General features: G+C 58.2%; 22 protein-coding genes and 4 tRNA genes. 8 read left to right on the forward strand and 18 right to left on the reverse strand.

All coding sequences use genetic code 11. The features are described from left to right. Nucleotides 1-47: 47 nt before the first annotated feature. From AC3IUE_RS24120 to bamJ, 5 genes are all read right to left on the reverse strand, one after another. Entirely contained in the window at nucleotides 48-467 is a 420-nt protein-coding gene (locus AC3IUE_RS24120; protein ID WP_489263989.1) for an SEL1-like repeat protein, read from the reverse strand. Further along, complete coding sequence (locus tag AC3IUE_RS24125) at nucleotides 468-839, reverse strand: hypothetical protein (protein ID WP_046049139.1); 372 nt, start codon at nucleotides 837-839, stop codon at nucleotides 468-470. Then, complete coding sequence (locus AC3IUE_RS24130; RefSeq protein ID WP_033059241.1) at nucleotides 836-1,177, reverse strand: helix-turn-helix domain-containing protein; 342 nt, start codon at nucleotides 1,175-1,177, stop codon at nucleotides 836-838. The genes AC3IUE_RS24125 and AC3IUE_RS24130 overlap by 4 nt, the downstream gene beginning before the upstream one ends. 113 nt (nucleotides 1,178-1,290) lie before the next feature. Further along, on the reverse strand, nucleotides 1,291-1,746 hold the full coding sequence (locus AC3IUE_RS24135; protein ID WP_056742472.1) for a YkvA family protein: 456 nt from the start codon (nucleotides 1,744-1,746) through the stop codon (nucleotides 1,291-1,293). 293 nt (nucleotides 1,747-2,039) lie between these two features. Continuing rightward, nucleotides 2,040-2,756 (reverse strand): BamJ family beta-barrel-assembly machinery protein, encoded by a 717-nt coding sequence (bamJ, locus tag AC3IUE_RS24140; RefSeq protein WP_046049137.1) that lies wholly within the window; start codon nucleotides 2,754-2,756, stop codon nucleotides 2,040-2,042. Between the two features lie 270 nt (nucleotides 2,757-3,026). Between bamJ and AC3IUE_RS24145 the strand changes: the two genes are divergently transcribed. Both AC3IUE_RS24145 and AC3IUE_RS24150 read left to right on the forward strand, forming a co-directional pair. Then, complete coding sequence (locus AC3IUE_RS24145) at nucleotides 3,027-4,835, forward strand: di-heme-cytochrome C peroxidase (protein ID WP_489263990.1); 1,809 nt, start codon at nucleotides 3,027-3,029, stop codon at nucleotides 4,833-4,835. Beyond that, entirely contained in the window at nucleotides 4,832-5,965 is a 1,134-nt protein-coding gene (locus AC3IUE_RS24150; protein WP_489263991.1) for a catalase family protein, read from the forward strand. The genes AC3IUE_RS24145 and AC3IUE_RS24150 overlap by 4 nt, the downstream gene beginning before the upstream one ends. 141 nt (nucleotides 5,966-6,106) lie before the next feature. Here AC3IUE_RS24150 and AC3IUE_RS24155 read toward each other — a convergent pair. The 4 genes from AC3IUE_RS24155 to AC3IUE_RS24170 form a co-directional block, all read right to left on the reverse strand. Further along, nucleotides 6,107-6,183: transfer RNA gene (locus tag AC3IUE_RS24155), tRNA-Asp, on the reverse strand. Between the two features lie 19 nt (nucleotides 6,184-6,202). After that, nucleotides 6,203-6,278, reverse strand: a tRNA-Val gene (locus AC3IUE_RS24160). A gap of 200 nt (nucleotides 6,279-6,478) precedes the next feature. Further along, nucleotides 6,479-6,555, reverse strand: a tRNA-Asp gene (locus AC3IUE_RS24165). A 19-nt stretch (nucleotides 6,556-6,574) separates the two neighbouring features. Next, nucleotides 6,575-6,650 (reverse strand) — tRNA-Val (locus tag AC3IUE_RS24170). Nucleotides 6,651-6,810: 160 nt separating this feature from the next. Here AC3IUE_RS24170 and rdgC point away from each other — a divergent pair. The 3 genes from rdgC (at nucleotide 6,811) to sugE (ending at nucleotide 9,277) form a co-directional block, all read left to right on the forward strand. Then, nucleotides 6,811-7,731, forward strand: a complete 921-nt coding sequence (rdgC, locus tag AC3IUE_RS24175; protein WP_046056543.1) for a recombination-associated protein RdgC — start codon at nucleotides 6,811-6,813, stop codon at nucleotides 7,729-7,731. A gap of 146 nt (nucleotides 7,732-7,877) precedes the next feature. After that, a complete protein-coding gene (locus tag AC3IUE_RS24180) occupies nucleotides 7,878-8,843 on the forward strand; it encodes a bile acid:sodium symporter family protein (RefSeq protein ID WP_056742477.1) in 966 nt (321 codons plus the stop codon). Nucleotides 8,844-8,962: 119 nt separating this feature from the next. Beyond that, nucleotides 8,963-9,277: a quaternary ammonium compound efflux SMR transporter SugE gene (gene sugE / locus AC3IUE_RS24185; RefSeq protein ID WP_008151200.1), complete on the forward strand. Its 315-nt coding sequence runs from the start codon at nucleotides 8,963-8,965 to the stop codon at nucleotides 9,275-9,277. Nucleotides 9,278-9,362: 85 nt separating this feature from the next. On the opposite strand, the gene AC3IUE_RS24190 is transcribed toward sugE, so the two are convergent. Then, nucleotides 9,363-10,124, reverse strand: a complete 762-nt coding sequence (locus AC3IUE_RS24190; protein WP_489263993.1) for an iron-containing redox enzyme family protein — start codon at nucleotides 10,122-10,124, stop codon at nucleotides 9,363-9,365. 78 nt (nucleotides 10,125-10,202) lie between these two features. Next, complete coding sequence (locus tag AC3IUE_RS24195) at nucleotides 10,203-12,662, reverse strand: EAL domain-containing protein (RefSeq protein WP_489263994.1); 2,460 nt, start codon at nucleotides 12,660-12,662, stop codon at nucleotides 10,203-10,205. Between the two features lie 219 nt (nucleotides 12,663-12,881). On the opposite strand from AC3IUE_RS24195, the gene AC3IUE_RS24200 reads away from it, so the two are divergent. Next, the gene (locus tag AC3IUE_RS24200; protein ID WP_489263995.1) at nucleotides 12,882-17,054 is read left to right on the forward strand and encodes a hypothetical protein; all 4,173 of its coding nucleotides are present in this window, start codon (nucleotides 12,882-12,884) and stop codon (nucleotides 17,052-17,054) included. 1 nt (nucleotide 17,055) lies between these two features. Here AC3IUE_RS24200 and AC3IUE_RS24205 read toward each other — a convergent pair whose 3' ends face one another. The 5 genes from AC3IUE_RS24205 to AC3IUE_RS24225 all read right to left on the reverse strand — a co-directional run bounded on the left by AC3IUE_RS24205 (nucleotide 17,056) and on the right by AC3IUE_RS24225 (nucleotide 21,388). Beyond that, nucleotides 17,056-18,873: an ABC transporter ATP-binding protein gene (locus tag AC3IUE_RS24205; protein WP_489263996.1), complete on the reverse strand. Its 1,818-nt coding sequence runs from the start codon at nucleotides 18,871-18,873 to the stop codon at nucleotides 17,056-17,058. Beyond that, entirely contained in the window at nucleotides 18,866-19,468 is a 603-nt protein-coding gene (locus AC3IUE_RS24210; RefSeq protein ID WP_178082691.1) for a DsbA family protein, read from the reverse strand. Before AC3IUE_RS24210 ends, AC3IUE_RS24205 begins: the two co-directional genes overlap by 8 nt. Nucleotides 19,469-19,507: 39 nt before the next feature. Further along, a complete protein-coding gene (gene trhO, locus AC3IUE_RS24215) occupies nucleotides 19,508-20,449 on the reverse strand; it encodes an oxygen-dependent tRNA uridine(34) hydroxylase TrhO (protein WP_046049127.1) in 942 nt (313 codons plus the stop codon). Between the two features lie 102 nt (nucleotides 20,450-20,551). Then, entirely contained in the window at nucleotides 20,552-20,851 is a 300-nt protein-coding gene (locus AC3IUE_RS24220; RefSeq protein WP_008151216.1) for a BolA family protein, read from the reverse strand. 12 nt (nucleotides 20,852-20,863) lie between these two features. Further along, a complete protein-coding gene (locus AC3IUE_RS24225) occupies nucleotides 20,864-21,388 on the reverse strand; it encodes a DUF2059 domain-containing protein (protein ID WP_056742489.1) in 525 nt (174 codons plus the stop codon). A gap of 192 nt (nucleotides 21,389-21,580) precedes the next feature. On the opposite strand from AC3IUE_RS24225, the gene AC3IUE_RS24230 reads away from it, so the two are divergent. Further along, the gene (locus AC3IUE_RS24230; RefSeq protein ID WP_123368995.1) at nucleotides 21,581-22,975 is read left to right on the forward strand and encodes a class II fumarate hydratase; all 1,395 of its coding nucleotides are present in this window, start codon (nucleotides 21,581-21,583) and stop codon (nucleotides 22,973-22,975) included. Nucleotides 22,976-23,099: 124 nt separating this feature from the next. Here the strand turns inward: AC3IUE_RS24230 and AC3IUE_RS24235 are convergent, their stop codons facing one another. Next, nucleotides 23,100-24,059 carry a DMT family transporter gene (locus tag AC3IUE_RS24235; protein ID WP_489263997.1) on the reverse strand — a complete coding sequence of 320 codons (960 nt, stop codon included), beginning with the start codon at nucleotides 24,057-24,059 and terminating at the stop codon, nucleotides 23,100-23,102. Nucleotides 24,060-24,270: 211 nt separating this feature from the next. Here AC3IUE_RS24235 and AC3IUE_RS24240 point away from each other — a divergent pair, with 211 nt between their 5' ends. Continuing rightward, nucleotides 24,271-24,465: a DUF6316 family protein gene (locus AC3IUE_RS24240; protein WP_033055288.1), complete on the forward strand. Its 195-nt coding sequence runs from the start codon at nucleotides 24,271-24,273 to the stop codon at nucleotides 24,463-24,465. Nucleotides 24,466-24,587: 122 nt separating this feature from the next. Here the strand turns inward: AC3IUE_RS24240 and AC3IUE_RS24245 are convergent, their stop codons facing one another. Further along, the gene (locus AC3IUE_RS24245; protein WP_489263998.1) at nucleotides 24,588-25,772 is read right to left on the reverse strand and encodes a thiolase family protein; all 1,185 of its coding nucleotides are present in this window, start codon (nucleotides 25,770-25,772) and stop codon (nucleotides 24,588-24,590) included. Nucleotides 25,773-25,796 lie beyond the last annotated feature (24 nt).

Below are 25,796 nucleotides of genomic sequence, written 5' to 3' on the forward strand. Positions count from 1 at the left end.
GCTGATCCTGATCGTTCCCACGCTCTGCGCGGGAACGATCATTCAACTCAGATTGAGGGCGGTGCCTTGGAACCGCGAGACGCCAACTCTTTCAGTTTAAGCTCGGCCAGCGGATGCCCAGCCTTCGCAGCAATCTCCCAAAACCGCGCAGCTTCAACCGCATCCGGCGCTTTGCTCGGCGTTCCAGCGAGACTGATCACGCCAACTTGATACGCCGCCTTGCCATCCCCCGCCAACGCCGCCAGGCGCAGCAATCGCACACCTTCCTCACGAGCCCCAAGGCCGACGCCGCGAAAGGTCAGGATGTGGCCATAGAAGCTCTGCGCGCCGACATCTCCCAGGTTCGCCATGCGTGCGAACTGGCCTTCGAGCCAGCTCCAGCCACGGGGCTGACGCACAAACCACGACCAGTGAAACAGCCTACGCGCCAGCCAGTAACTGGCCTTCGCCTTGAGTCGCAGAAACACTCAGGCCTCTGCCGATTCGGGGTATTCGTATTCGAACACCCGCACCACTTCCGAGGCATGCCAGGACGCTGCAGCCACCCCATCGGACGGCCCGGAGAAACGCCCCAGACGCTCGACACACTCAAAGAACCCGGTACGCGGCAGGCGACTGGCCCCCTGACTGATCACCAGCGAACTGCGCAGTGGCTGCTCGGCCTTGGCGTCCAGCGCGGCCAGATGCTCCAGGGCCGCCGTGAGGGTCAGCATGGCCGGCGTCGGCAATTGCAAACGCTCCAGCAGCGCCCGATAGGTCAAAAGATGTCGCTGGCGGCGTGCCTGATCCAGTTCGCCCAGCAACCCGTCCCAATGTTGACGACTGATGCGTACGCTCACGATTCATCCCTCCACCCTGGCACCGTCAATTCCCAGGCCAGGCTGCGGCGAATCGCAGCGTCGGGTAGACGCTCGCCACTTTCGATCAAGGCCAGATAAGACGGGCTGATGCCTACCGTGCGGGCTAACGCCTCGATGGCGATGCCCTTCCCTTCGCGCAAACTGCGTAGTTGATCCAGACCCGGAAGAATCTGGTCTGGTGTTGCCGCGTGACGCTCTGGGGCGACCTGCGGCGGTTGTTCATTGATGCCTGCTGCTTTTAGTAGAGCCTGATATTGAGCCCATGGCAGAACCGCATACTCGGGCTCTCCTTCGCGTGTAATTATCTGAATATCCATGACTACCCCGTAGGACAACAACACTTAGCGAGTCGGCACTTTTCCCTAGAAGTGTAATCCTAACAGCGGCCAAGGTCGCGGGGGTATCAATCTATGGATGAGACTGAATCAGTTCAGTTTTTTTTCGGCCCCTGAAGTTGAAGTTGTTCCGGGGTATCGGGCAGGCGTTCAACCACTGCAAGCTTTTCCGGCAACTGACGCTTGCGCCAGGCGCGGAAGGCGTTGAGCTCATCGTCGAGAACCTTCATCAGCCAGGCCAGCACCGCGATGTCATCGAGCATGCCGAACACTGGAATGAAGTCCGGAATGGCATCCACCGGACTGAGGAAGTACATCAGGCCTGCCACGACCGATATCAGGGCTTTGGGGCTGATAGCCCGATACTCACCGCGCCAGTAAGCCAGGCAGAGTGCCTGCAACAGGCGTAGATCATCCTTGAGCTTGCCCAGCCGGTTACCCTGGCTGGCACCTTTGCTGGCTACCGCGAAGAGCAAGGTCGGCAAACGTCCACGCGCGAGCAGGCGTCCGGCCAGAGGCAGGAAACGAGCGAAATTCCAGGGTGTTTTCATTATTCCTCCCGCTGAAATGTTATCCACACAAATTGTGGATAACCTTGTGAACAGAGCTGCTTTTCACGGCTGAAAGCCCCGTTTCATAAGGGCCCAACTCAGATCGGGCGTTTTTTACTCACATAAAAAAGCCCAAGATTTCATTGACTTGGCGCTCTGGCGCGGCTAGCACGGGCGTCCTCAATGGCTATGACTCCAGCCTACAGCATCCGTTCGCTTTGTTTACCTTTGCTGAACGCCAGATGCAACAACGCCCCGCATAAGCGAGGCGTTGTTTTTAGAGCAGACGCTGATTACTTGGCAGGAGCGTCTTGTTTTGCTGGATCCTTGATCGCCAGCAGTTCCAGATCGAATACCAGCACCGAGTTGGCTGGAATCGCCGGGCTTGGGCTTTGGGCGCCATAAGCCAGTTCGCTAGGGATGTACAGTTTGTACTTTTCGCCAACGTGCATCAGTTGCAGGCCTTCGACCCAACCCGGAATCACACCGCTGACCGGCAGATCGATCGGGCTGCCACGCTCGACGGAACTGTCGAAAACAGTGCCGTTGGTCAGGGTGCCGGTGTAGTGAACGGTCACTACGTCGGTCGGCTTAGGCTGTGCGCCATCGGCTTTCTTGACCACTTCATACTGCAGGCCCGAAGCGGTAGTGGTTACACCGGCTTTCTTGGCGTTGTCTTCGAGGAATTTCTTGCCGGCCGCTGCCGACTCTTCGCTCATTTTGGCCATACGCTCTTCAGCACGCTTTTGCAGTGCTGCGAAGGCTTCGACCAGTTCGTCATCCTTCAGCTTCTGTTCTTTCTTGCCGACGGCATCTTCGATGCCTTGGGCTACGGCTTTGGAGTCCAGATCATCCATGCCTTCCTGAGCCAGGCTCTTGCCCATGTTCAGGCCAATCCCGTAGGAAGCTTTTTGCGCCGGGGTTTTCAGCTCTACGCTGGTCTGCGAATCACAACCCGCAAGTACCAGGCTAACCAGGGCCACCGCCGCCGCCAACCGATGCTGTTTCATGCTATTTCCTTGTTCATGCGCCTAAAGGGCAATCGAATAAAGCCGCGAGCTTATCAGGCGGCCACGACCAATGGCTACCGGCATGAGAGCAGGAAACATCTGATAAGTTCAGGTGTTTTAACGCATTTCGGGAATGGGCTGATGAAGCTTCTGTCATCTTGCGCTCACAGAGACCGATGGCAGAACCCCCAGCATCTGGCGTAATGGCCACTTGCCGCACCTCCGATTGCTGAGGCATAAGGGAGCTACAAATCGACAAGGACGTTTATCTTGCGCCTCTTCTTTCGCTTGCTGGTTCTGTTCGCAGTCCTGCTGGGGCTGGGCCTCGCCGTGGTGCTGTATTACGCTGCCAACCCTAAACTGCCGGCCTGGTCACCCGTGCAGCAGGTGCATTACCTGGAGCAATGGAGCGCCAGTGACCGCGAGACTTACTACTTCACGCCCCAGGGCACTCAGGTCAAAGGCTTGCGCTATGACTGGTTCAAGGCCCTCGAATTACCGTTCTCGCAACAGCGATTCGCCGCCCCCGAATACCTCGCCCGCTTCGGTTTTCTGATCGACCCCAGCCAGAGACCCACGCCGAACAACCCCGGCAATCTGCCAGTGGGCTTTGCCCTTCATCAGAACCCTGGAAGCCAGGACGAGTTTCTGGACATTACTTGCGCCGCCTGCCACACCGGCGAACTGCGCTTTAACGGCCAGGCCGTGCGCATCGATGGCGGTTCGGCTCAGCACGTTCTGCCATCCAGCGTTCCTACGTTGCGCGGCGGCAGTTTCGGACAAGCGCTGGTAGCGAGTCTGACGTCGACTTACTACAACCCGTGGAAATTCGAACGTTTCGCACGCAACGTATTGGGCCAGGACTACGATGCCCGGCATCAACAACTGCGCAAAGATTTCAAAGTCTCTCTCGACACCTTCTTGAAGGTGGCCTGGAACGACACCCATCGCGGGCTCTATCCCACCGAAGAAGGCCCCGGCCGCACCGACGCTTTCGGGCGCATTGCCAACGCCAGTTTCGGCGATGCGATTTCCCCCGCCAACTACCGTGTAGCCAACGCTCCGGTCGACTATCCGCAACTGTGGGACATGTGGACCTTCGACTGGGTGCAGTGGAACGGTTCGGCGCAGCAACCGATGGCCCGCAACATCGGTGAGGCCTTGGGCGTGGGTGCCACGCTGAATTTCTTCGACGCTAACGGCCAACCGCTTAAAGGCGACGCCCGTTATCCGTCCAGTGTCCGCTTGCGCGATCTGCACCTGATCGAACAAACCCTGCAACGGCTCAAACCACCGGCCTGGCCAGAAGAATTGCTGGGGGCCATCGACAAAACCCAGGCTGCAAAAGGTCGCGAATTATTCACTGAGAACTGCGCCGGCTGCCATGTACCTCGATCGGTCCAGAGCGACGAGCGCTGGACGCAACATTTGAAAATGCTGCCCGTGGAGTTCATCGGCACAGACCCCGGCGCGGCCAATAACATTGCCGACCATCGCTTCGACCTCACAGCCTTGCAATGGGATCCGGCAGAGCTGGCGCAACTGGATGTGCAATTGCAGCCGACGCCCACCGAACCGCTGGATTTGAGCAAGCTCTCATCGGCTAAAGGGTTGGCCTACGTCACCGCTTTCGTCGGAAACCGGGCCTTCCGTGAAGCAAACATTCCTGCGGCCGAACGACCGGACATGGATGGCTTCGGCCTGCCGATTGGCGTGCGCGAATTGCGCGCCTACAAGGCGCGACCATTGGCGGGAGTCTGGGCCACCGCACCGTTTCTGCACAACGGTTCGGTGCCGAGCATTTATCAGTTGCTCTCGCCCCAGGATGAACGCGCAACCACCTTCTACAAGGGCACTTTCGAGTACGACCCCAGGCACCTGGGTTATCGCACCGAGGCCTTCACCAATGGCTTCATGTTCGACACACGCATCACCGGCAATCACAACAGCGGTCACGAATTTCGGGCAGGCAAGCGTGGCAACGGCGTCATCGGTCGCCTGCTGCAACCAGAAGAGCGCTGGGCGCTGCTGGAGTATCTGAAAGTGTTGGGCGGTCCGTTAGAGGCACAATTGCCATGAGCAGACTCTGGATGCGTTTTGGCGCCTTTCTCGGCAAAACCCTGTTGTGGTCGCTGGGTCTTGGATTGCTCGGCTGGGCGCTAGCCACGGCGTGGTTCGCCTGGCACCACAGCGGCCCGGTTTCGGCTGAAGAACTGATTCCGGATGGCGAATCAGCGATGACCCAAGACATCATCCAGACGGCCGTGCGCATCGTCGATCAGCACCGTGAAAGCACCCGCTACCTGCGCGACGCCCATGCCAAGGCCCATGGCTGCGTGAAGGCCGAGGTTCAGGTGCTGCCGGACCTGGCGGGCGAACTGCGTCAGGGTGTGTTCAGCGAACCCGGCAAAACCTGGCAAGCGACGATGCGGCTGTCCAACGGCAATGCCTACCCGCAGTTCGACAGCATCCGCGATGCACGGGGCATGGCCATCAAGTTGCTCGATGTGCCCGGTAAACAACTGCTGCATGACCAACAGAGTCGTGGTGAACAGGACTTCGTGATGTTCAGCCATCCGAATTTCTTTGTCAGCAATGTCGCCGAGTATCGTCAGAATGTGGCCGCACAGGCTGACGGCAAGAAGCTGATGGCGTTCTTTCCGGGTTGGGACCCGCGGACCTGGCAGGTTCGCCATCTGTTTATCGCGCTGGCGACACTGTCACCCGCCCCGCAAAGCCCGACCCAGACGACTTACTTCTCGGTTTCGCCCTACAAATTCGGCGAAGCCAATGCCAAGTTCCGTGTCATGCCCGATCCGGCAAGCTGCCCGACTTACACCCTGCCTGCGCAAAACCAGAAGTTGCCGAACTTCCTGCGCAATGCACTGAACCAGCAACTGTCGACCGACCGGATGCCTGCCTGTTTCGTCCTGCAGATACAACGCCAGGACCCGGCCAAGTACATGCCGATCGAAGACACGAGTATTGAGTGGCAAGAAAGCGATGCTCTGTTCGAGACCGTGGCGCGGATCAACGTACCCGCCCAGGACTTCGATACGCCTGCGCTGAACGTGCAATGCGATAACCAGTCGTTCAACCCGTGGTTTGGCCTTGAGGCTCATCGCCCCATTGGCGGCATCAATCGGTTGCGCAAAGCCGTGTATGAAGCGGTGAGCGATTACCGGCACAGCCGCAACGCCGAACAATAAGAAGGCAGAACGAAAAAAAGCGACCCGAAGGTCGCTTTCTCGGTGGAGCCTCGGCAGAAGCCAAACCCCAGACAGCAAAAAGCCCGCATTAAGCGGGCTTTCTGTGGTGACCTGGCGTTCAGCGTTCCAGGTGACCGAATATGGCGCAGCGGACGGGACTCGAACCCGCGACCCCCGGCGTGACAGGCCGGTATTCTAACCGACTGAACTACCGCTGCGCGTAGCGTTGAAAGTAAGTGGTGGGTGATGACGGGATCGAACCGCCGACATTCTGCTTGTAAGGCAGACGCTCTCCCAGCTGAGCTAATCACCCTTTACCTTCGTTGCGGGGCGCATTGTGCCACAGATTTTCATAAAGTGTTGATTTAATTGAGTAATTTTTCAAAAAAATCTGAAAACCCATAAAACGACGCGACCTGCAGGAACAACGTACAAACTTTGGACAGAAAAAAACCCGCGTTAAGCGGGCTTTTCCGTGGTGACCTGGCGTTCAGCGTTCCAGATAACCGAATATGGCGCAGCGGACGGGACTCGAACCCGCGACCCCCGGCGTGACAGGCCGGTATTCTAACCGACTGAACTACCGCTGCGCGTAACACTGGAAGCGAATGGTGGGTGATGACGGGATCGAACCGCCGACATTCTGCTTGTAAGGCAGACGCTCTCCCAGCTGAGCTAATCACCCTTCACTTTCGGTGTGGCGCGCATTCTACGGAGCGACCACATCTCTGGCAAGCACTTTTTAAATTAATTTTTTCAGGCCTTCCAAAGGCTTAGAGAAGGGTTGGCCTATGGCGCTGCGAAGAGAATAATGCCCCCCTTTGTATAAAGGAGAGACTCGCCCCATGTGGTTCAAAAACCTGCTTATCTATCGCCTGACCCAAGATCTGCCTTTTGATGCCGAGGCGTTGGAAACTGCACTGGCCACCAAACTGGCGCGTCCATGTGCAAGCCAGGAGTTGACCACCTACGGTTTCGTCGCGCCATTCGGCAAGGGCGAAGATGCTCCGCTGGCGCACATCAGTGGCGACTTCCTGCTGATCGCCGCCCGTAAAGAAGAACGCATTCTGCCGGGCAGCGTCGTGCGTGACGCGGTGAAGGAAAAGGTCGAAGAGATCGAAGCGGAGCAAATGCGCAAGGTCTACAAAAAGGAACGCGACCAGATCAAGGATGAAATCATCCAGGCCTTCCTGCCACGCGCCTTTATTCGTCGCTCGTCGACTTTCGCTGCCATCGCGCCGAAACAGGGCCTGATCCTGGTCAACTCGGCCAGCCCGAAACGTGCCGAAGACCTGTTGTCCACCCTGCGTGAAGTCATCGGCACGCTGCCGGTACGTCCGCTGACCGTGAAGATGTCCCCTACCGCGACCATGACTGAATGGGTCACCACCCAGAAAGCCGCGGACGATTTCTTCGTGCTGGACGAGTGCGAGCTGCGTGATACCCACGAAGACGGCGGTATCGTGCGTTGCAAGCGCCAGGACCTGACCAGCGAAGAAATCCAGCTGCACCTGAGCACCGGCAAAGTGGTCACTCAGCTATCGCTGGCCTGGCAAGACAAGCTGTCTTTCGTTCTTGACGACAAGATGGTGGTCAAGCGCCTGAAGTTCGAAGACCTGCTGCAAGACCAGGCGGAACAGGACGGTGGCGAAGAAGCCCTCGGCCAACTGGACGCCAGCTTCACCCTGATGATGCTGACCTTCGGCGACTTCCTGCCGGCACTGGTTGAAGCGTTGGGCGGCGAAGAGACTCCGCAGGGGATCTAAAAGTTTGTGATCTCAAACTGTGGGAGCGAGCCTGCTCGCGAAGGCGTCATGTCAGTCAGCATCATTGTTGAATGACAGACCGCTTTCGCGAGCAGGCTCGCTCCCACATTGGTTTTATGGTGTTACTCAAGAATAAGGATCAGGCCATGCGTGCACTGGCTGCATTGAGTCGTTTTGTCGGCAACACCTTCGCTTACTGGGTACTGATTTTCGCCGTCGTGGCGTTCCTGCAACCGACCTGGTTCATCGGTCTGAAAGGCGCGATCGTGCCGCTGCTGGGGCTGGTGATGTTCGGCATGGGCCTGACCCTCAAACTTGAAGACTTCGCCGAAGTCGCTCGCCATCCATGGCGCGTGGCCTTGGGCGTGGTTGCGCATTTCGTGATCATGCCCGGTGTGGCGTGGTTGCTTTGCCAGGCTTTCCACTTGCCGCCGGAGATCGCTGTCGGCGTCATCCTGGTCGGCTGCTGCCCAAGCGGCACCTCGTCGAACGTGATGACCTGGCTGGCCCGCGGCGATCTGGCGCTGTCGGTGGCCATCGCCGCTGTCACCACCCTCCTCGCCCCGCTGCTGACCCCTGCGCTGATCTGGCTGCTGGCCTCAGCCTGGTTGCCGGTGTCGTTCATGGAGCTGTTCTGGTCGATCCTGCAAGTGGTGCTGTTGCCGATCGTGCTTGGCGTGGTTGCCCAGCGTCTGCTGGGTGATCGGGTTCGCCACGCGGTGGAGGTTCTACCGCTGATCTCGGTGGTCAGCATCGTCATTATTGTCACAGCCGTAGTGGCCGCCAGTCAGGCGAAGATTGCCGAATCCGGCCTGCTGATCATGGCCGTAGTGATGCTGCACAACAGCTTCGGCTATCTGCTGGGTTACTTCACCGGGAGACTGTTCAAGTTGCCACTGGCCCAGCGTAAATCCCTGGCGCTGGAAGTCGGCATGCAGAACTCCGGGCTGGGTGCAGCGCTGGCCAGTGCGCACTTCTCGCCGCTGGCGGCGGTGCCGAGTGCGTTGTTCAGCGTCTGGCACAACATCTCCGGGGCGCTGCTCTCGACCTATTTCCGCCGGATGAGCGAGAAAGAAGATCGGGAAACTGCGGCGCAGCAGGCTATCGACTGATCCGAAAACTTGATCCCCAGGTTAATGATGGGCACTCTATTGCAAAACGCGAGGACGACCTCGCGGCTCGATCGAGTCATTAATCTGGGGACGACCCCGTCAATCGATGGAGGTCTCTCATGTCCTGGATCATTCTGTTTTTCGCCGGCCTGTTCGAAGTTGGCTGGGCCGTCGGCCTGAAATACACCGATGGCTTCAGCCGCCCTCTCCCCACCGCATTGACCGTTGCAGCCATGGCCATCAGCCTTGGCTTGCTGGGCCTTGCCATGAAGGAATTGCCGCTGGGCACGGCCTACGCGATCTGGACGGGCGTCGGTGCAGTCGGGACGGTGATCGCCGGGATCATTCTGTTCGGTGAATCCATGGCACTGTTCAGGCTCGCCAGTGTGGCGTTGATCATTTCCGGACTGGTCGGGCTGAAGATCAGCGCCTGACTGATTGCTGCCATTACGAAAAAGCCCGCCCCCCTTTCGATACAGACAGGGGGAGCGGGCTTTTTCAATGGCGTGTATTAACCGATCAGCTCTCGGCCAGCTCCATGCGTTCGCGCGCGACAGGAGCCTTTCCCGCATGCTCAAGCTGCATGCAGCGTTCCAGGAACAGGAACATGTAGTCGTAGCTTTTGCAGACCGCCTGACGCAATTCCGCTTGCAGGAACTTGCTTGGGTTCATGCCCGCCAGCGTGCAGATGATTTCCAGGGCTTCCCACGGGTGGGCATCATCGTACTGGGCATGCATCTTCAGCCACTTCATGGCCCGCTTGCGATCTTCCTCGGGGAATGATGCCGCGTAGACGCCACTGGAGCAGACCAGCGCCGACCACTCCCCGGTCGCACCTTCAATGGCGTAGTTGGTGGCGGCAATGGCAACGATCAGCGAATCCGACGAACTGGTGTGCCAGCACCAGTGGCTCAAGGCGTGAAGTTCCGGAGCAACTTGTTGCGCTTGCAGATCTTCCAAGCTGATACCGTGAGCACGGCTCCAGTGCACCCAGTAATCGGCATGGTTCAATTCGACGCGTATGTTACGCATCAGCCAGCGACGTGCCATGTCTTCACCTGGATGGCGGGCAAAGCGAGTCTTGGCCAGGTTCTGTGCCATATATAACGCGAACTGTTCGACTACCGGCCAGCCACCAATCAGGTACTGACGCATGGTCTTTGCACTGAGTTTGTTATCACGCAGACGCTTATACAGTTCGTGTTCGACAACCCGGCGTTTGCTCTCGCTGCAATCCTGGATCAGGCGTTGAGCCCAGGCGGGATAACTTGCAGCTTCCATGAGTGGTCCGGTTCGGTTGAATGTGTCGATCACTGTCGAGCTCCTTTTGATTGTGATTATAAGGATCAGCAAGAGATTTCAACGGAACGTGCCAGGCGCCTTGAATAACAAAGGCTGTGGCCTGGCTGGACGACTTTGTAAACTGTCGCAGGTAAACAAATGCGGGCGTTCAATAACATACCCTTGAGCGTAATCCACCCCGATCTCCAGCAATGCCTGCTCGATCTGGGGTGTTTCAACAAACTCGGCAATCGTACGCTTACCCATAACATGACCGATGTGATTGATCACTTCGACCATCGCGCGGTTAATCGGGTCGTCCAGCATATCCTTTACGAAACTCCCGTCGATCTTCAAGAAGTCTACAGGTAAATGTTTCAAGTAGGCGAATGAGGACATTCCGGCGCAAAAGTCATCCAGTGAAAAGTGGCAACCTAAACCTTTGAGTTCATTAATAAATCTGATTGCACTTCCGAGATTGGAAATAGCACTGGTTTCAGTGATTTCAAAACAAATCATTTCAGGCGGTATGGAGTAAGTAACAAACTGTTCACGCAGGAAGTGCAGAAACGCCTCATCTCCGATAGTTGTGCCTGACAGATTAATCGCACACATGGCCAATGGTCCTTTGTGCTGTTCGGCTATGCATTGGGCAATAATTTTGAAAACGTTCTGTACAACCCAGCGGTCAAGGGACGTCATCAGACCATAACGCTCAGCAGCCGGAATAAAACTGTCGGGCAAAATCATGCGTCCGGCTTCGTCATGCAGGCGCAACAGAATTTCGATATGTCCACCGCCCTTCTCGATATGACCAAGGGGCGCGATTTCCTGTGCGTACAGACAGAAGCGGTCTTCTTCCAGCGCCATGTGCAAGCGTTGCACCCAAGCCATCTCGCCGAAGCGCAGGGACAGTTCCGAATCGTCGGCGTGATAGACCTGAACCCGATTGCGGCCCTTTTCCTTGGCCATGTAGCAGGCCATGTCGGCAGCGCGCAGCGAAGCTTCGAGGGTGGTCGGATTCTGAGCGATGTGAACCAGCCCGATACTCACAGTGGTCACGAACGGTCGGCCTTTCCAGACGAAGTGCAGGTTCTGCACGGTCTGACGCAGGCCCTCGGCGATTTTTTCTGCGGCTTCCGGGGCGCAGTTCTCCAGCAGGATGCCAAACTCGTCGCCACCCAGGCGGGCCAGGGTATCGCCTTCGCGCAAACCGGATTGCAACAGCGCGCAGATATGCCGCAGCAACTCGTCACCCGCCGCGTGGCCGCAGGTATCGTTGACCAGTTTGAATTGATCCAGATCGAGGAACATCAGGGCATGGCGCCCCGACTGCCGCGCCAGGATGTGCAGCGCCTGCTCCAGGCGATATTCGAACTCGCGGCGGTTGGCGAGCCCGGTCAAGGCGTCATGGGTCGCCTGCCAGGACAGATTGGCAATGTATTGCCGCTCCTGGGTCATGTCGTGCAATACCAGCACGGTACCGCTGACCTTGCCGGCGTTGCGGATCGGCGCACCGACCAGGGTGACCGAAACCGTGCTGCCATCCAGGCGCTGGATCAGTTTGGAGTGTTCGCTGCCACCGCTCAGTTGTCCGCTCAAAATGTGCTCGATCAACGTGAAGCCATCGGCCTGAGCGTTCTCGTCCAGCAGATTGAACAGCGCCGCCAGCGGCAAACCCGTCGCCTGCTCGGCCTTCCAGTGAGTCAACGCCTCGGCGGCCGGGTTCATGTAGGCGATTGCACCGTCGACATTCGTGGTGATCACGCCATCGCCAATCGATTGCAGGGTGATCTGCGCCCGATCCTTCTCCAACTGCAGGGCCTCGGCGAACGCATTGCGGTGTTTGAGCAGTTTGTGAGTTCGCATCAGCGCTAATGCAATCAAGCCCAGGGCGGTGGCGAGGTTGGTCACCAGCAACACCCGCAGGATCATCCGCGAGCCTTCGCCCAAGGCATCGCTGAAGGCCTTCGCTGCCGGTGTCACACTTTCGTTGATGACGAATATCTGATCCTTCCAGCGCTTGATATCGGCATCGGTGGCCTGACGGGTGGTGATGCGCTGATGCATCTCCCGCGCAATGGCATCGAGTTGCACCATATACGCATCGCCCACCATCCAGAGGTCGATGGCTTTCTTGTGGTAAGTGAAGTGCCGAAAATTGAGGTACAGCCAGATCACACTGGAGACGTCATCCGGGTGGTTACCTCCCTTGAGGATCGCCACCCGTGCCGCGTCGATATTCGGCGGCTGATGATCCAGCGCCACACGCAATTCGTGGCCACCCTGAGGCACGGCAATCGCGTTCTGGTATTTGTTGAATATCGTCTCGTCGTGACTGTCGGCGTAGAGATTGAGGTAATAGATGGCGTCTTTTTGGCCTTTGGACCACAGGCTTTCACCGGCAACGTAGCCGCGAACCGCCGACAGAACATATAGGCTGACACCGCCCAGCAAGGCTTGAAATAACACGACGGCAATAAATGGCCAGACAATGCCCAACAACCGTGGCGTTCCGAGAGTCCGCGCTTGATTCATGAAGTCCCTTGTTTTAGCACTGCCAGATCAGCATCCCGACGTGATCGCTACAGCTAGACTAGGGTGCGTTCCCGGTTCCGGCAAGCAGAGGATCGGGCTCAATGCCGTACACGTGCGCTCCCTATAGATATATACCGCCAAAGCCGGTTTGCAGATCTGTTTACTGGGCACTTCGGGCTCCCCCTATTCGTTGCGGGAACCCTTTCAAAGGAGTGCAACATGACAGAGACGTCTTTACCTTCACCTGATCAACGCCCCCTGTCACCGGCGGACGAAGAATTTCGCGCCAGACAGGCTCTGGGACTCGACGACGGCCCGGATATCGAAGTCTTGGGCCTGCGCCCCACTGCTCAGGATCGAAGACGGTTCAAGGCTATTCAGCGCGCGGCCACCAACCTCGCGCAACCCATGACCATCGACACTTACAAGTCAAAACGCATCGATGCTCAAATCACCGACATCGTGAGGACTTTCCTGAACGGCAAGCGTTCGTTAATCGGTCATCTCGGCGCCTCTGTACTGGCTTCCGCCTCCATGGATCAACTGCGCGCGACGCCCTCTGTATTCCTCCAGCGAATGCTGAACACGGTCGAAGCAAAAGAGCTGGGCGACAGGCTGCTCAGGACGCTCAAGTGGTATGGCGCAGGCCCTGGCGAACAAACGTCGGCGTCCGTGCGCCATCAACTGGTTTGCAAAGCCATATGCCTTTACTTGCACGCCCCGTCAGCCGATGAGCCGCAGGAACTCGCCGGATTCCGCTGGCAAGACCCGGGTCACTGGGGCAAAAGCTACCAGACCCTGCGCAGCGATTTTGAACAGCACTTGCTGCGCACCAATCGGGTCACTTATGCAAAACAGGCGGCCCTTCTCGCGCGGGTGTTCGAGACCCGTCTGTCAAAGGACTTCGCTGTGCGCGATATCCCGTCCGACCTTCCTTACAAAAGCTCGGTGGTGTGGGTGAACTTCATGCACGGCGTGCTGCTGGCAGATGAACTCGGCCTTGATCGATTGCAACCGCTGTCCTTTCAACAACTCGTCGACCTGCCCCTGACCCGGAGCGCCGACGCCTCGTCCGAGCAACTTGAGAAGATTGCGCGACTGAGGATGGAGCCAGCGCTGGAATGGGCGGTTTGCAGTGGCATCGTTCAATCGCGAACAGAATCCGATTACGACGAGGACGATATGACGCGGGCGATGGCGGCTCTGGAAAGCCACAGCAAGAGCCTGAACAACGCCGTCATGACAGTCGATTTGCCGCCCCCTGAAAGACTGAAGATGGCCAAACGGGTAAAGGATGATCTGTTTGGCGATGCAATGTTCGAATCGGACGGGCGCAAGTTGCTGCGTGATGAGTTACCGAGCGGCTTGGGGTCCAGAGACATGCCCTCATTGAAGCTGACAGGCGATGCATTCCTCGATGTCTATGCCGATGGCCAATTCGATGACGGAAGCAAATGGTTTGTAACCCAATCCGATGGGAAAACACGAAACAATCACTGGATCAATATCGACGACAAGCGAACCCTGCAACATGAGGAATTTCGCAAGGATCATAGGGGGATCGAAAGGCGTGTGTTTATTAGCAGATACAGGGGCAAGACGCTGCCTGATATCAACACGCAGTTTGAAACAGACTTCACAAACTACCTCTCGAAAATCAGGACGGCCTATCAGACCCTGATCGCCAGTCTACTGACCTCGCTGCCACTGGCCGACCGCCATGCCCTTGAACGGGGTGACGTCCGCTTGCTGAGCCTGCACCTGGAAAAAACACTCATCGAATTAAGGGGAGACCTCCGGCCAAGAAAAGGTTTCGTTCTACAGGTGACCCACAATCATGAAATCACCTATTACGAACTGATCCCGAGTGCTGGCGTCATTCGTTGCCGACCCCACTTGAGGTTTTCAACAGTCAACGGGGTTCGCACCACGTTTCCCTTGCACGCCTCAATCCCCGGACAAACCTATACGGCTGAAATCAGCACTTCTCTGCTTCTCGATTGGTCAGCGCACTTAGATGGCACGCAGCCTGCTGACAGGTTCTGCATAGCGATCCTCGGCGTGGTAGGTGACGTGCCGGCGGCTGTATCGCCAAGCGCAGCCGATAGCCATAGCGAAGGAACGGCGCTGGTATCCTCCCGTTTGAATGCAGTGGCCCACTACATTGCAACGAATTTTCTGTACGTCGATGAACGGCAGCTGCATACCCAAGCCCGCGGCATGACGGCATTCGACACCATCAGGGCTAGAAACGAACAACGGCGGGATACGTTCGTAGAGGTCGCCAAAGGGTTTGTGCCCTTCTGGGGCAGTATTGAGGACATTTTGTCGGGCAAAATTGACCAGATACTCATAGGCGTGGCTGGACTCGTATTGGACCTGGCTTCATTCATCACCCCTATCGGGAAATTCATGTCGGGTTCGGTGCGGTTGATCAGGGCCGGGGCCACAGCCTCGCACATGACCGTCAAAGCAAGCCTGCCTTCCTTTTCAACGTTGACCCGAAAACTCCTGACCGCCACGCTGAGTAACCTCAATCCGCTGGACGGGCTACCGACACTACTCAAGTCAATGGGAAGCGGTGCGTGGAAAGGACTGCGCACGGCGGGACGCTTTGGTGTTATCGGGCTCAAGAAACTGACAGGACACACCGACAGCTACCGACTGGTGCACAACCTGCCCCAGACAATCGATCCGGGGCGCTGGAAGCCGCTGACAAACAATGATCGACTGGCAACGGTCAACGGTGTCGATGATGTACTTGTGCGCAATACCAGCCCGTCGGACCTGACCCGATTCCACCCTGTCGACCCGGTGACGTCCTTGCCCTATGGCCCGCGTCTGCACAATCACAGCGACAACCTCATACAGGGCCGGTCAACCTTCAAAACGTTATCTCCTACCGAATCCCACGTCCTGGTAGAACTCCCGGAAAACGCCCGTATCCGTGAAGTACTTGAGGTCGATGGTCGAACCACACTGTTCGTCGATGACATTCCCTATCGCCTGGACGGCAACCAACTGCGCCGTGCCAACTTGATTGATGATCAGGCGATGTTCAGAGCCTTGCCTTGCCGGGTACGACGTAACCCGGGTGCCGATGTATGCACGACCACATTCGTCACCCGTGCTCCGGCACCGACGCCGGCCATTGGCAGTTTCGACGAAAACAAAGGCTGGGCGCCGTGGTTCGGAGACAGTATCTATACGCCGGCTACTGCGGATCGGGCGATGCTGCTTAAAACCCTGAAGAACAAAAGCCAGCTCCCGGCTACGGTGGAGTTCCAAAAAGGGGTTTATGGGAGGATCAAGGTGAGTATTCCCTACGGGAACCATAATCAATTTGATACCTTCGGGGCCGGTGCCATCATCGTCCCGGCGATAGACGATTCGAAGCGCTATGTGTTCACCCGGCTGGATGCTGGGGCTTTTTACGTCGCCGAACTGGCACAAGGTCAAAGCATAAGAGACACGCTGAATTTCAAGAAAGCTTCCACATTGCCGGAAGATCTCAAAGCAGAATTGCTGACTGTCTACACCGGATCGTTGAATGCCAACAATATGGCAAGGATTCACGGCACGGAAGCGGTGGAACGTGCGTTGAAAACAATGGAAAAAATTGCCATTCCGATTGGCGGCCACGTGAATCCGCCTGATACGCTCAAGCTGCTCAAGGTCGATACCAGTCCAGGCGAAGCGGTGCTGTTCGATCACTCAACCCGAATGATTGTCAGCAATCTTCCGAACGGGGCGACGTCCTGGTCTCGCAGTCGAAACGCTTCGGAGTCCTTTCGCCAGAGAACTGCAGACATCTTCGATACGCTGTTCGTTGAAAAGACCATCACTGTCAACCCGGACATTGATTTGAAAATCAATAAGACGATGGAGAAGCTCCAGAGGCTGCTCCCCGACAATTTCCAATCACATAACCCGAGAAATATCGCTTACGTCGACATCGTGACATCGACCGGTAAGCGCGAGGTTTATGTCAGCGTTTCCGGCGCACAAGGACTTACCGCAGAGCTGCCGCTGTTCAAACATCCTTTCGCCCCGGATAAAGTCATCGTCGGCGATACCACCTACTTCAACATTGACTTCGGCCAGACATTTACCAGGACGTCGTTGGACGTCTCAAGCAAAGGAAAGGTATTGGCCATCCCGCATACGATAAAGAATATCGATACCTATACGCCTGCGATGACCAGCCGACCGACCTCTCTGGACAGCGAGGCCAAATTGATTAGCACCCTGCGGATAAAATACCCGGAGAACAATATGATCAAATCAGTCGACGTGGCCACGACCATGCCGCCGTGCAATAGCTGTTCAGTCGTCATCAAAGAGTTCGGCCATGACGGCGGGGCGGATGCTCTGAAGGTACTGTGGAATTGACTTACAACTGTTGCAAATGCCCATAAAGCTTGGCATACAACCCCCCATCAGCAATCAACTGCTGATGGTCGCCATCCTCGGCAATTTGCCCGCCATCGAACACCAGTACCCGATCAGCCTGCTTCACCGCGGACAACCGGTGCGCAATGATCAGCGTGGTGCGGTGGCTCAGGAACCGCGCCAACGCCTGGTGCAGGTTGTATTCGGTGGCGGCATCCAGCGCTGAAGTGGCCTCATCGAGGATCACCACTTTAGGGTCGGCCAGCACCATCCGCGCAATCGCCAGGCGTTGACGCTGGCCGCCGGACAAGCGCACACCGGAACGTCCGACGATGCTGTCCAGGCCATTGGGCAACTCTCGAATCGTGGCGTGCAATTGCGCGATTTCCAGCGCTTGCCAGCAGGCCTCGTCACTGCGTTCACGACCCATCGTCAGGTTGGCGCGCACGGTGTCGTTGAACAGCGCCGGATGTTGCAGGACCACGGCGACATTTTCCCGCACGGTTTCCAGGCCGATCTCTTGCTGGGTCGAGCCGCCGAAGCGGATGGTCCCGGCGAGCGGCGTGTACAGGCCCAACAGCAACTGCACCAGAGTACTTTTGCCGCCACCGCTGGCGCCGACAATCGCGACCTTTTCGCCGGGGGCAATCGACAGGTTCATCTGGTTCAACACCAGCTCATCGCCGTAACCGAAACTCAATCCCTGGACTTCGATGCCCACGGTTTCGCGACCGTTGAACGGGTCGACACCGCCCGGGTATTCAGGCTCATCGGCCCGGGCCAGCAACTCGTTGATCCGCGACAGCGCACCGCCGGCCGCGTAATAGGCGTACTGCAGATTCAGCAGCTGTTCCACCGGACCGATCATGAACCACAGGTAGCTGAACACCGCGAGCATCTGGCCAATGGACAGGTCGGAAAACAGCACGGTGAGCATCGCCGCCGCACGGAAAATATCGATGCCGAACTGGAACAACAAGCCGCTTGCACGGTTCGAGGCATCGGTTTTCCACTGAGAGTTCACCGCGTAATCGCGCACTTCCCGGGCGCGCTGACCCAGGCGTCCAAGGAAAAATCCCTGACGGTTGCCGGCACGCACTTCCTGAATGGAGTCGAGGGTTTCGGTCAGCGCCTGGGTAAAGCGCGAAGTGCTGTCGTTCTCGAGTTTCTTCAGGTGCTTGACCCGTTTGCCCAGCAGTACCGTGGCGTAGATCACCAGTGGGTTGAACAGCAGGATCAGCAACGCCAGCTTCCAGTGCATCCACATCAGGATGGAGGCGGTGCCGACCAGGGTCAGCATGGCCACAAGGAAACGACTGAGGGTTTCGCCGACGAATTTGTCCACGGTGTCCAGGTCGGTGACCAGATGCGTGGTGACCGTGCCGCTGCCCAGGCTTTCGTATTCGCCCAGGGAAATACGCTTGAGCCGTTCGATCAGTCGCGTGCGGATGCGATACACGATGTCTTTGGCCAGTGCCGCAAACAACTTTGCCTGAACCACGTTGAAGAACAAGGCACCACAGCGTAGCAACAAGGTCACCAGCAGCATCAGGCCGATGTAGCCCGTCGCTTTTTGCCAGTCGTCGGGCAACGCGTGGTTCATGATCTTCAGCGCGGCGTCACCGTGGCCCAGTAGCACTTCGTCCACCAGCAACGGCAGGAGCAAGGGAATTGGCACGCTACACAGGGTCGCCAACACCGCCAGGCCGTTGGCGATCCACAGGGATTTTTTGTGATGCAGCGCCAGGCGACGGATTTCTGCCCAGCTCAGACGGTCGACACGTGTAGCGGTTGGGGCGTCGTCGGGCAGATCATGCACAGGCAGCGCGCTCCAGCCAACGGCCGAGCAACGGAGACAATACGCTGAGCGGCTGATAGCCATTGGTCAACAGCGCCAATTGACCATCACGCTCAGCCAGTAAGGTAGGGAAACCGGCAATGCCCAGGTCCTGGACCCAGGTGAAATCGGCCGCCGTCGCGGCGTGCTGATCGGCACGGTCGAACGCAGCGGCGAATTCGATGCGCGGCAGACCGGCCTGCTCCGCCAGCTCCACCAGAACGCTGGCGTGGGTGACGTCGCGCCCTTCAGCATAAAACGCGTGCTGAATCAGCCCGAGCAGTTTCCACGCACAATCCGGCGCCAGGCTGCGTGCAGTCACCAGCGCCCGACAGGCAGGTTCGGTGTCGTAGACAAACCCGTCGGGCAATGCGCCTTCCAGCTTGAACGGTTGGCCAGTCGCCTCGTTGACCGCCTGCCAATGCTCAAGGATGTAGCGCCGGGTGGTCGGCTCCAGCGCGGAGCCGCTGCCGGTACGCAAACCGCCCACCACCAGGTGCACGTCCACCCCCGCTGCTTGCGCCTGCTCGACCAGCGCGTTGGCCACCGGCGCGAAGCCCCAGCACCAGGAACACATCGGGTCCATCACATAGAGCAGGCGTTGCACAGACATGGTTCAAGCCTCGGAAGGAGTTTGCTTGTAGTTGTAGCCGATCGGATGAGGCAGGTTGCGAGCCTTGGCCAGTTCGATCTGCTTTTGTCGGTCGATGGCACTGCGACGGGTCTTCTCGCTCAGTTTATCCCAGCAATGCGGGCAACTGATGCCGGCCACGTAGTGCTCGGATGCGCGGTCGGAGGCGCTGATCGGTGTACGACAGGCATGACATTGATCGTAGTCGCCTTCGCTGAGGTCGTGGCGCACGGTCACGCGGTTATCGAACACGAAGCAGTCGCCCTGCCATTTGGTTTCTTCCTGCGGCACCTCTTCGAGGTACTTCAGAATGCCGCCCTTGAGGTGATAGACCTCGTCGAAGCCCTGGCTGAGCATATAGCTCGACGCCTTTTCACAACGAATGCCGCCGGTGCAGAACATCGCGACTTTCTTGTGCACGGCCGGGTCGAAATTGGCTTTGATGTAATCGGGGAATTCACGAAAACTGGTGGTTTTCGGGTCGATGGCGCCTTCGAAGGTGCCGATCGAGACTTCGTAGTCGTTGCGGGTGTCGATCAACAGCACTTCCGGATCGCTGATCAAGGCGTTCCAGTTCTCTGGATCGACGTAGGTGCCGACCTTTTTGTTCGGGTCCACGCCCTCAACGCCGAGGGTGACGATTTCTTTCTTGAGTTTGACTTTGGTGCGATAGAACGGCTGGTCATCGCAGTACGACTCTTTGTGGTCGATGTCGTCCATGCGCGGGTCGTTCTTGAGCCAGGCCATCAGCCCGTCAATGCCTTCGCGACTGCCGGACACGGTGCCATTGATGCCTTCTTCGGCGATCAGCAGCGTGCCTTTGATGCCGTTGTCGACCATCGCTTGCAGCAGTGGCTCGCGCAGGGCGACGTAATCTTCCAGGGTGACGAACTTATACAGTGCCGCCACGACAATCTGTTGTGTCATGGGTGATTCTCCAGGTGGCTACCCTCGTAAGGGGTGAACCGGATGCGAAAAAAAACGCGCCGGGTGAGCGGCGCGTTGCGGATTCTAGCAAAAAACCGATGCTTAATGCTTGCTGCCGCCAGCACAGGTCGGCGAGGCCGGAGCCGCGTCGATCTGTGCCCATTCCTCTGGCGTGTAGGTATGCAGCGCCAACGCATGGAACTCGCCCATCAGCTCGCCGAGCGTGCCGTAGACTTTCTGGTGACGCTTGACGCGGTTGAGCCCTTCGAACTGCTGGCTCACCACCACGGCCTTGAAGTGGGTCTGCAACCCACGGCTGTGCATGTGGCTTTCATCCAGCACTTGCAGATGCTGCGGCTGCAACAGGCCCAGCGTCGATTCGATGCGTTGTTGCATGGTCATACCGAACTCCGCTTAAGGCTTTTTCTTGGCTGGAGCGGCGGCGCCTTTAGGCTCCAGCTCGGCCGTCATGTCAGCCAGCAGTTTGTTGACCACAGGCACGGCGCTTTCCAGCTTGGCTTGAGTCATCTGGGCCGATTGCTGAGTCAGCTGCGGCATTTTTTCCAGGACTTTCTTGCCCAGTGGCGACTGGTAGAACGCGACCAGGTCCTTCAGCTCGGATTCGCTGAAGTTGGTGGTGTAGAGCTTGACCATGTCCGGCTTCAGCTTGTTCCAGCCAATGGCTGCATCCAGAGCTGCGTTAGCCTTGGCCTGGTAGGTTTCCAGCAAGGCTTTTTTCGATTCAGGGGCTTTGGTCTGTTCAAAGCGCTGAGCGAACATTTGCTGCACTTGCATGTACACCGGAGTGCCCAATTTGTCAGCGTGCGCCAGAGTCAGGAAAGCTTCGGCACTGGCGTTGTGGCTGGCGGTATCGGCAAAAACAGGGCCGCTGGCGCAAACCAGTGCAACCGCGGTACAGATGGCACGAAGACGAGTCATCGAGTTTCCTTTTCTAGCAGGCGAGGTCATTACCCCAAGGGCGACCATTCTGCACCTAAAAAAGTGTGTCACTCAACCCCAAGCCTTGTCTGGCCTGATTTAGAGGGGTTGAATGGTCAAAAAACAGACTGATGGAACCACGGCCGGCGATCACGGCCTAAACTGCGCTATCGACCTACAGGAGTGTGCATGATGAGCCGTATCGAAACCGACAGCCTTGGCCAGGTGGAAGTCCCGGATGAAGCCTACTGGGGCGCTCAGACGCAACGCTCGCTGATTAACTTCGCGATCGGCAACGAAAAAATGCCGCTGGCGGTGCTGCATGCCCTGGCGCTGATCAAGAAAGCCGCGGCGCGGGTCAATGACCGCAACGGTGACCTGCCCGCCGACATCGCCCGGCTGATCGAACAGGCCGCCGACGAAGTGCTCGACGGCAGCCACGACGACCAGTTCCCGTTAGTGGTGTGGCAGACCGGCAGCGGCACCCAGAGCAACATGAACGTCAACGAAGTGATCGCCGGTCGGGCCAACGAACTGGCGGGTAATGCTCGTGGCGGCAAGTCGCCGGTTCACCCTAACGATCACGTCAACCGCTCCCAGAGTTCCAACGACTGCTTCCCGACCGCCATGCACATCGCGGCAGCCCAGGCCGTGCAACAGCAATTGCTGCCGGCGATCAACGAACTGTCGGGCGGATTGGCCGAGCTGTCCGCGCGGCACATGAAGCTGGTCAAGACCGGTCGTACTCACATGATGGACGCGACGCCGATTACCTTCGGTCAGGAACTGTCGGCGTTCATCGCGCAACTGGATTACGCCGAACGGGCGATCCGCAGCGCGCTGCCGGCCGTCTGTGAACTGGCCCAGGGCGGCACCGCGGTCGGCACCGGGCTGAACTCGCCCCACGGTTTTGGCGAAGCCATCGCAGCCGAGCTGGCCGCCCTCTCCGGCCTGCCGTTCGTCACCGCCCCCAACAAATTCGCCGCCCTGGCGGGTCATGAGCCGCTGACCACGCTGTCCGGCGCGCTGAAAACCCTCGCCGTGACCCTGATGAAAATCGCCAACGACCTGCGCCTGCTGGGCTCCGGGCCGCGAGCAGGCTTCGCCGAAGTCAAACTGCCGGCCAACGAACCGGGCAGCTCGATCATGCCGGGCAAGGTCAATCCGACTCAGTGCGAAGCGCTATCGATGCTGGCGTGTCAGGTATTGGGCAACGACGTCGCCATCGGGTTTGCCGCGAGTCAGGGGCACCTGCAGCTGAACGTGTTCAAACCGGTGATCATCCACAACCTGCTGCAATCGATCCGCCTGCTCGGCGATGGCTGCAGCAACTTCCAGCAGCATTGCATCGCCGGTCTGGAACCGGATGCAGAGAAAATGGCTGAACATCTGGAGCGTGGGTTGATGTTGGTGACGGCGCTGAATCCGCACATTGGTTATGACAAATCGGCGGAGATCGCCAAAAAGGCTTACGCAGAAGGGCTGACCTTGCGTGAGGCGGCGTTGCAGTTGGGGTATCTGACGGATGAAGAGTTTGATGCGTGGGTAAGGCCGGAGAATATGCTGGAAGCGGGCGCAAAGGGCTGAGATCAGCGTTGACAGTAAGTCCGCCATCGCGAGCAAGCTCGCTCCCACAGTTGACCGCATTCTTCTGAAAGAACCCGGTTAATGTGGGAGCGAGCTTGCTCGCGATTCGCAGCGCTGAAGATCCTCAGCCGACCGCTATTCGGGCCTTTCGGGCTCTGAGCCCGGCAATCAACGACGGCCCCAACGCCACCAGCGCCGACCCCAGCACCACCAGCACTGCCCCGCCATAACCCAGACCATTGATCGTCTCGGCATGCACATAGTCCGGCCACAACCACGCAGCCACTGCCACCGCAGCGAACGTCACCAACGGCGTAATCGCCAGCGTCGCACTGACCCGCGATGCCTCCCAATGCGCCAGAGCCTCGGCAAACGCGCCATAGGCGATCAGGGTGTTCATGCAGCACGCCAGCAGTAGCCAGCCTTGCAGCGGACTCAGTTGCAGTGCTTCCAGCGGATGCACCCACGGCGTCAGCAACATCGCGCAGAACAGGTAGATCACCATCATCACCTGCAGCGAATTCCACACCGTGAGCAATTGCTTCTGGCCCAGGGCGTAGAACGTCCAGACCGTGGACGCCAACAGCACCAACAGCACGCCGGTGGTGTACTCGGTCAGCGAGGTCAGCAACTCGGCCAGCCGCTGATTGAAAAACAGGGCAAAACCGATCAACAGCACCAGCAGGCCAATCCCCTGCCCCACGCTGAACCGTTCCTTGAACACAAACAGACTGGCGATCAGCAACATGATAGGGCCCATCTGCACCACCAGTTGCGCGGTGCCGGGGCTAAGCAGGTTCAGCCCCATCAGGTACAGCACGTAGTTGCCCACCAGGCCGAGCACCGCCATCAACACCAACCAGCCACCACGCGGCCCGAGCACCTTGCGGCTCGGCAGGCGTTTGGTCGCCGCCAGATAAATGAACAGGCACCCGCCGGATACGATCAGGCGAAACCAGGTCACCGTGACCGGGTCCATCACCAGCAGCACTTGCTTGAGTTTGATCGGCAGGATTCCCCACAGCAGCGCAGTCACCAAGGCCAGGAACAGACCGTAAACCCAGCGACCCGATGAAATGTGCATTGCGAACCCCGAAGCCAAGTGGCGAGAAAGGTCATTCTAGGCTTAGAGCCGTTCGGCACACAGGGACAGTTGGGCGCTGGCCGCGAATGAAACTGTGCAGGTCGCACCATTAAATTGGCGCTATGCCGTCGATCGGCTGGCCAGGCGTTGCAAGTGGTTCATGCATAAGCTCATGGGATTCGCCAACAGGAACATTCCTCAGGAGATCGCCATGTACGGCAAACGCGCCCAGGACAATGCCCCCGCCACGCACTTTCGCTGCGACCGGGTGTGTCGTGTGAATGGGGATTTGTATTTCAGCACCCGGGAAAACACCCTGGAAGGGCCGTTTGAAAACCCGGAGAAATTGGCGCGGGAGGTACAGGCTTACATCGAGCGGATGCTGCTTTTGCGTATGAGCCTTTAGACCGCGGCGCCGCCATCGCGAGCAGGCTCGCTCCCACAGGGATCTCGTGTGCGACATAGATCCAATGTGGGAGCGAGCTTGCTCGCGATAGCGGTTAACCAGGCAACACAAATCTTGCAGTCTTAACGCACCGCTTCGAACAACCCGGTCGCCCCCATCCCGCCACCCACACACATGGTGACGATGCCGTAACGCACGTTGCGGCGCTGCAATTCACGCACGAGATGCCCGACCTGACGCGAACCGGTCATGCCGAACGGATGGCCGATGGAAATCGAGCCACCATTGACGTTGTACTTGTCGTTATCGATCTCCAACCGAATACGGCTATACAAACATTGCGAGGCGAACGCTTCGTTGAGTTCCCACAGATCAATGTCGGAAATCCGCAAACCCTTGGCCTTGAGCAACTTCGGCACCGAGAACACCGGACCGATGCCCATTTCATCCGGCTCGCAACCCGCCACGGTGAAACCACGGAAGAACGCCTTGGGCTTCAACCCCAGTTCCAGTGCTTTTTCCAGGCTCATCACCAGCGTCATCGACGCGCCATCGGACAGCTGCGAAGAGTTGCCGGCCGTCACCGAACCGTCTTCGGCAAACACCGGTTTCAATCCCGCCAGGCTTTCCAGGGTGGTGCCCGGGCGATTGCAGTCGTCATGATCGACGATGCCGTCAAGGATCTGCACCTGACCGGTGGCCTTGTCTTCAACGCGATACTTCACCGCCATCGGCACGATTTCATCGTCAAACAATCCATCGGCCTGAGCCTGAGCGGTACGTTGCTGACTTTGCAGCGCGTACAAATCCTGTTCTTCGCGCCTGACGTCGTAACGACGAGCGACGATTTCGGCTGTCTGGCCCATCGGGAAATAAATGCCCGGCACCTGCTCTTTGAGCAGCGGGTTGATCAGGTTGTCGGTGTTGATGCTTTTCATGGTCAGGCTGATGGACTCGACGCCACCGGCGACGATGATGTCGCTGCAACCCGAGGCAATCTGGTTGGCGGCGATGGCGATCGCCTGCAAGCCCGACGAGCAAAAACGGTTGAGGGTCATGCCGGCAGTGCCGGTGCCCAGGCGCGACAGCACCGCGATGTTGCGACCGATGTTGAAGCCCTGGCCACCTTCGTTGGAACCAGCACCGACGATGCAGTCCTCGACGCTGGCCGGATCGATGCCCGAGCGCGCCAGCAGTGCATTGACGCAATGGGCCGCCATGTCGTCCGGACGGGTCAGGTTGAACTTGCCGCGAAAGGATTTGGCCAGGCCGGTCCGCACGCTGTCGACGATCACCACTTCACGCATGGCATACCTCATTGTTGTTGTCGG

The organism is Pseudomonas sp. GL_093, from assembly GCF_057837605.1.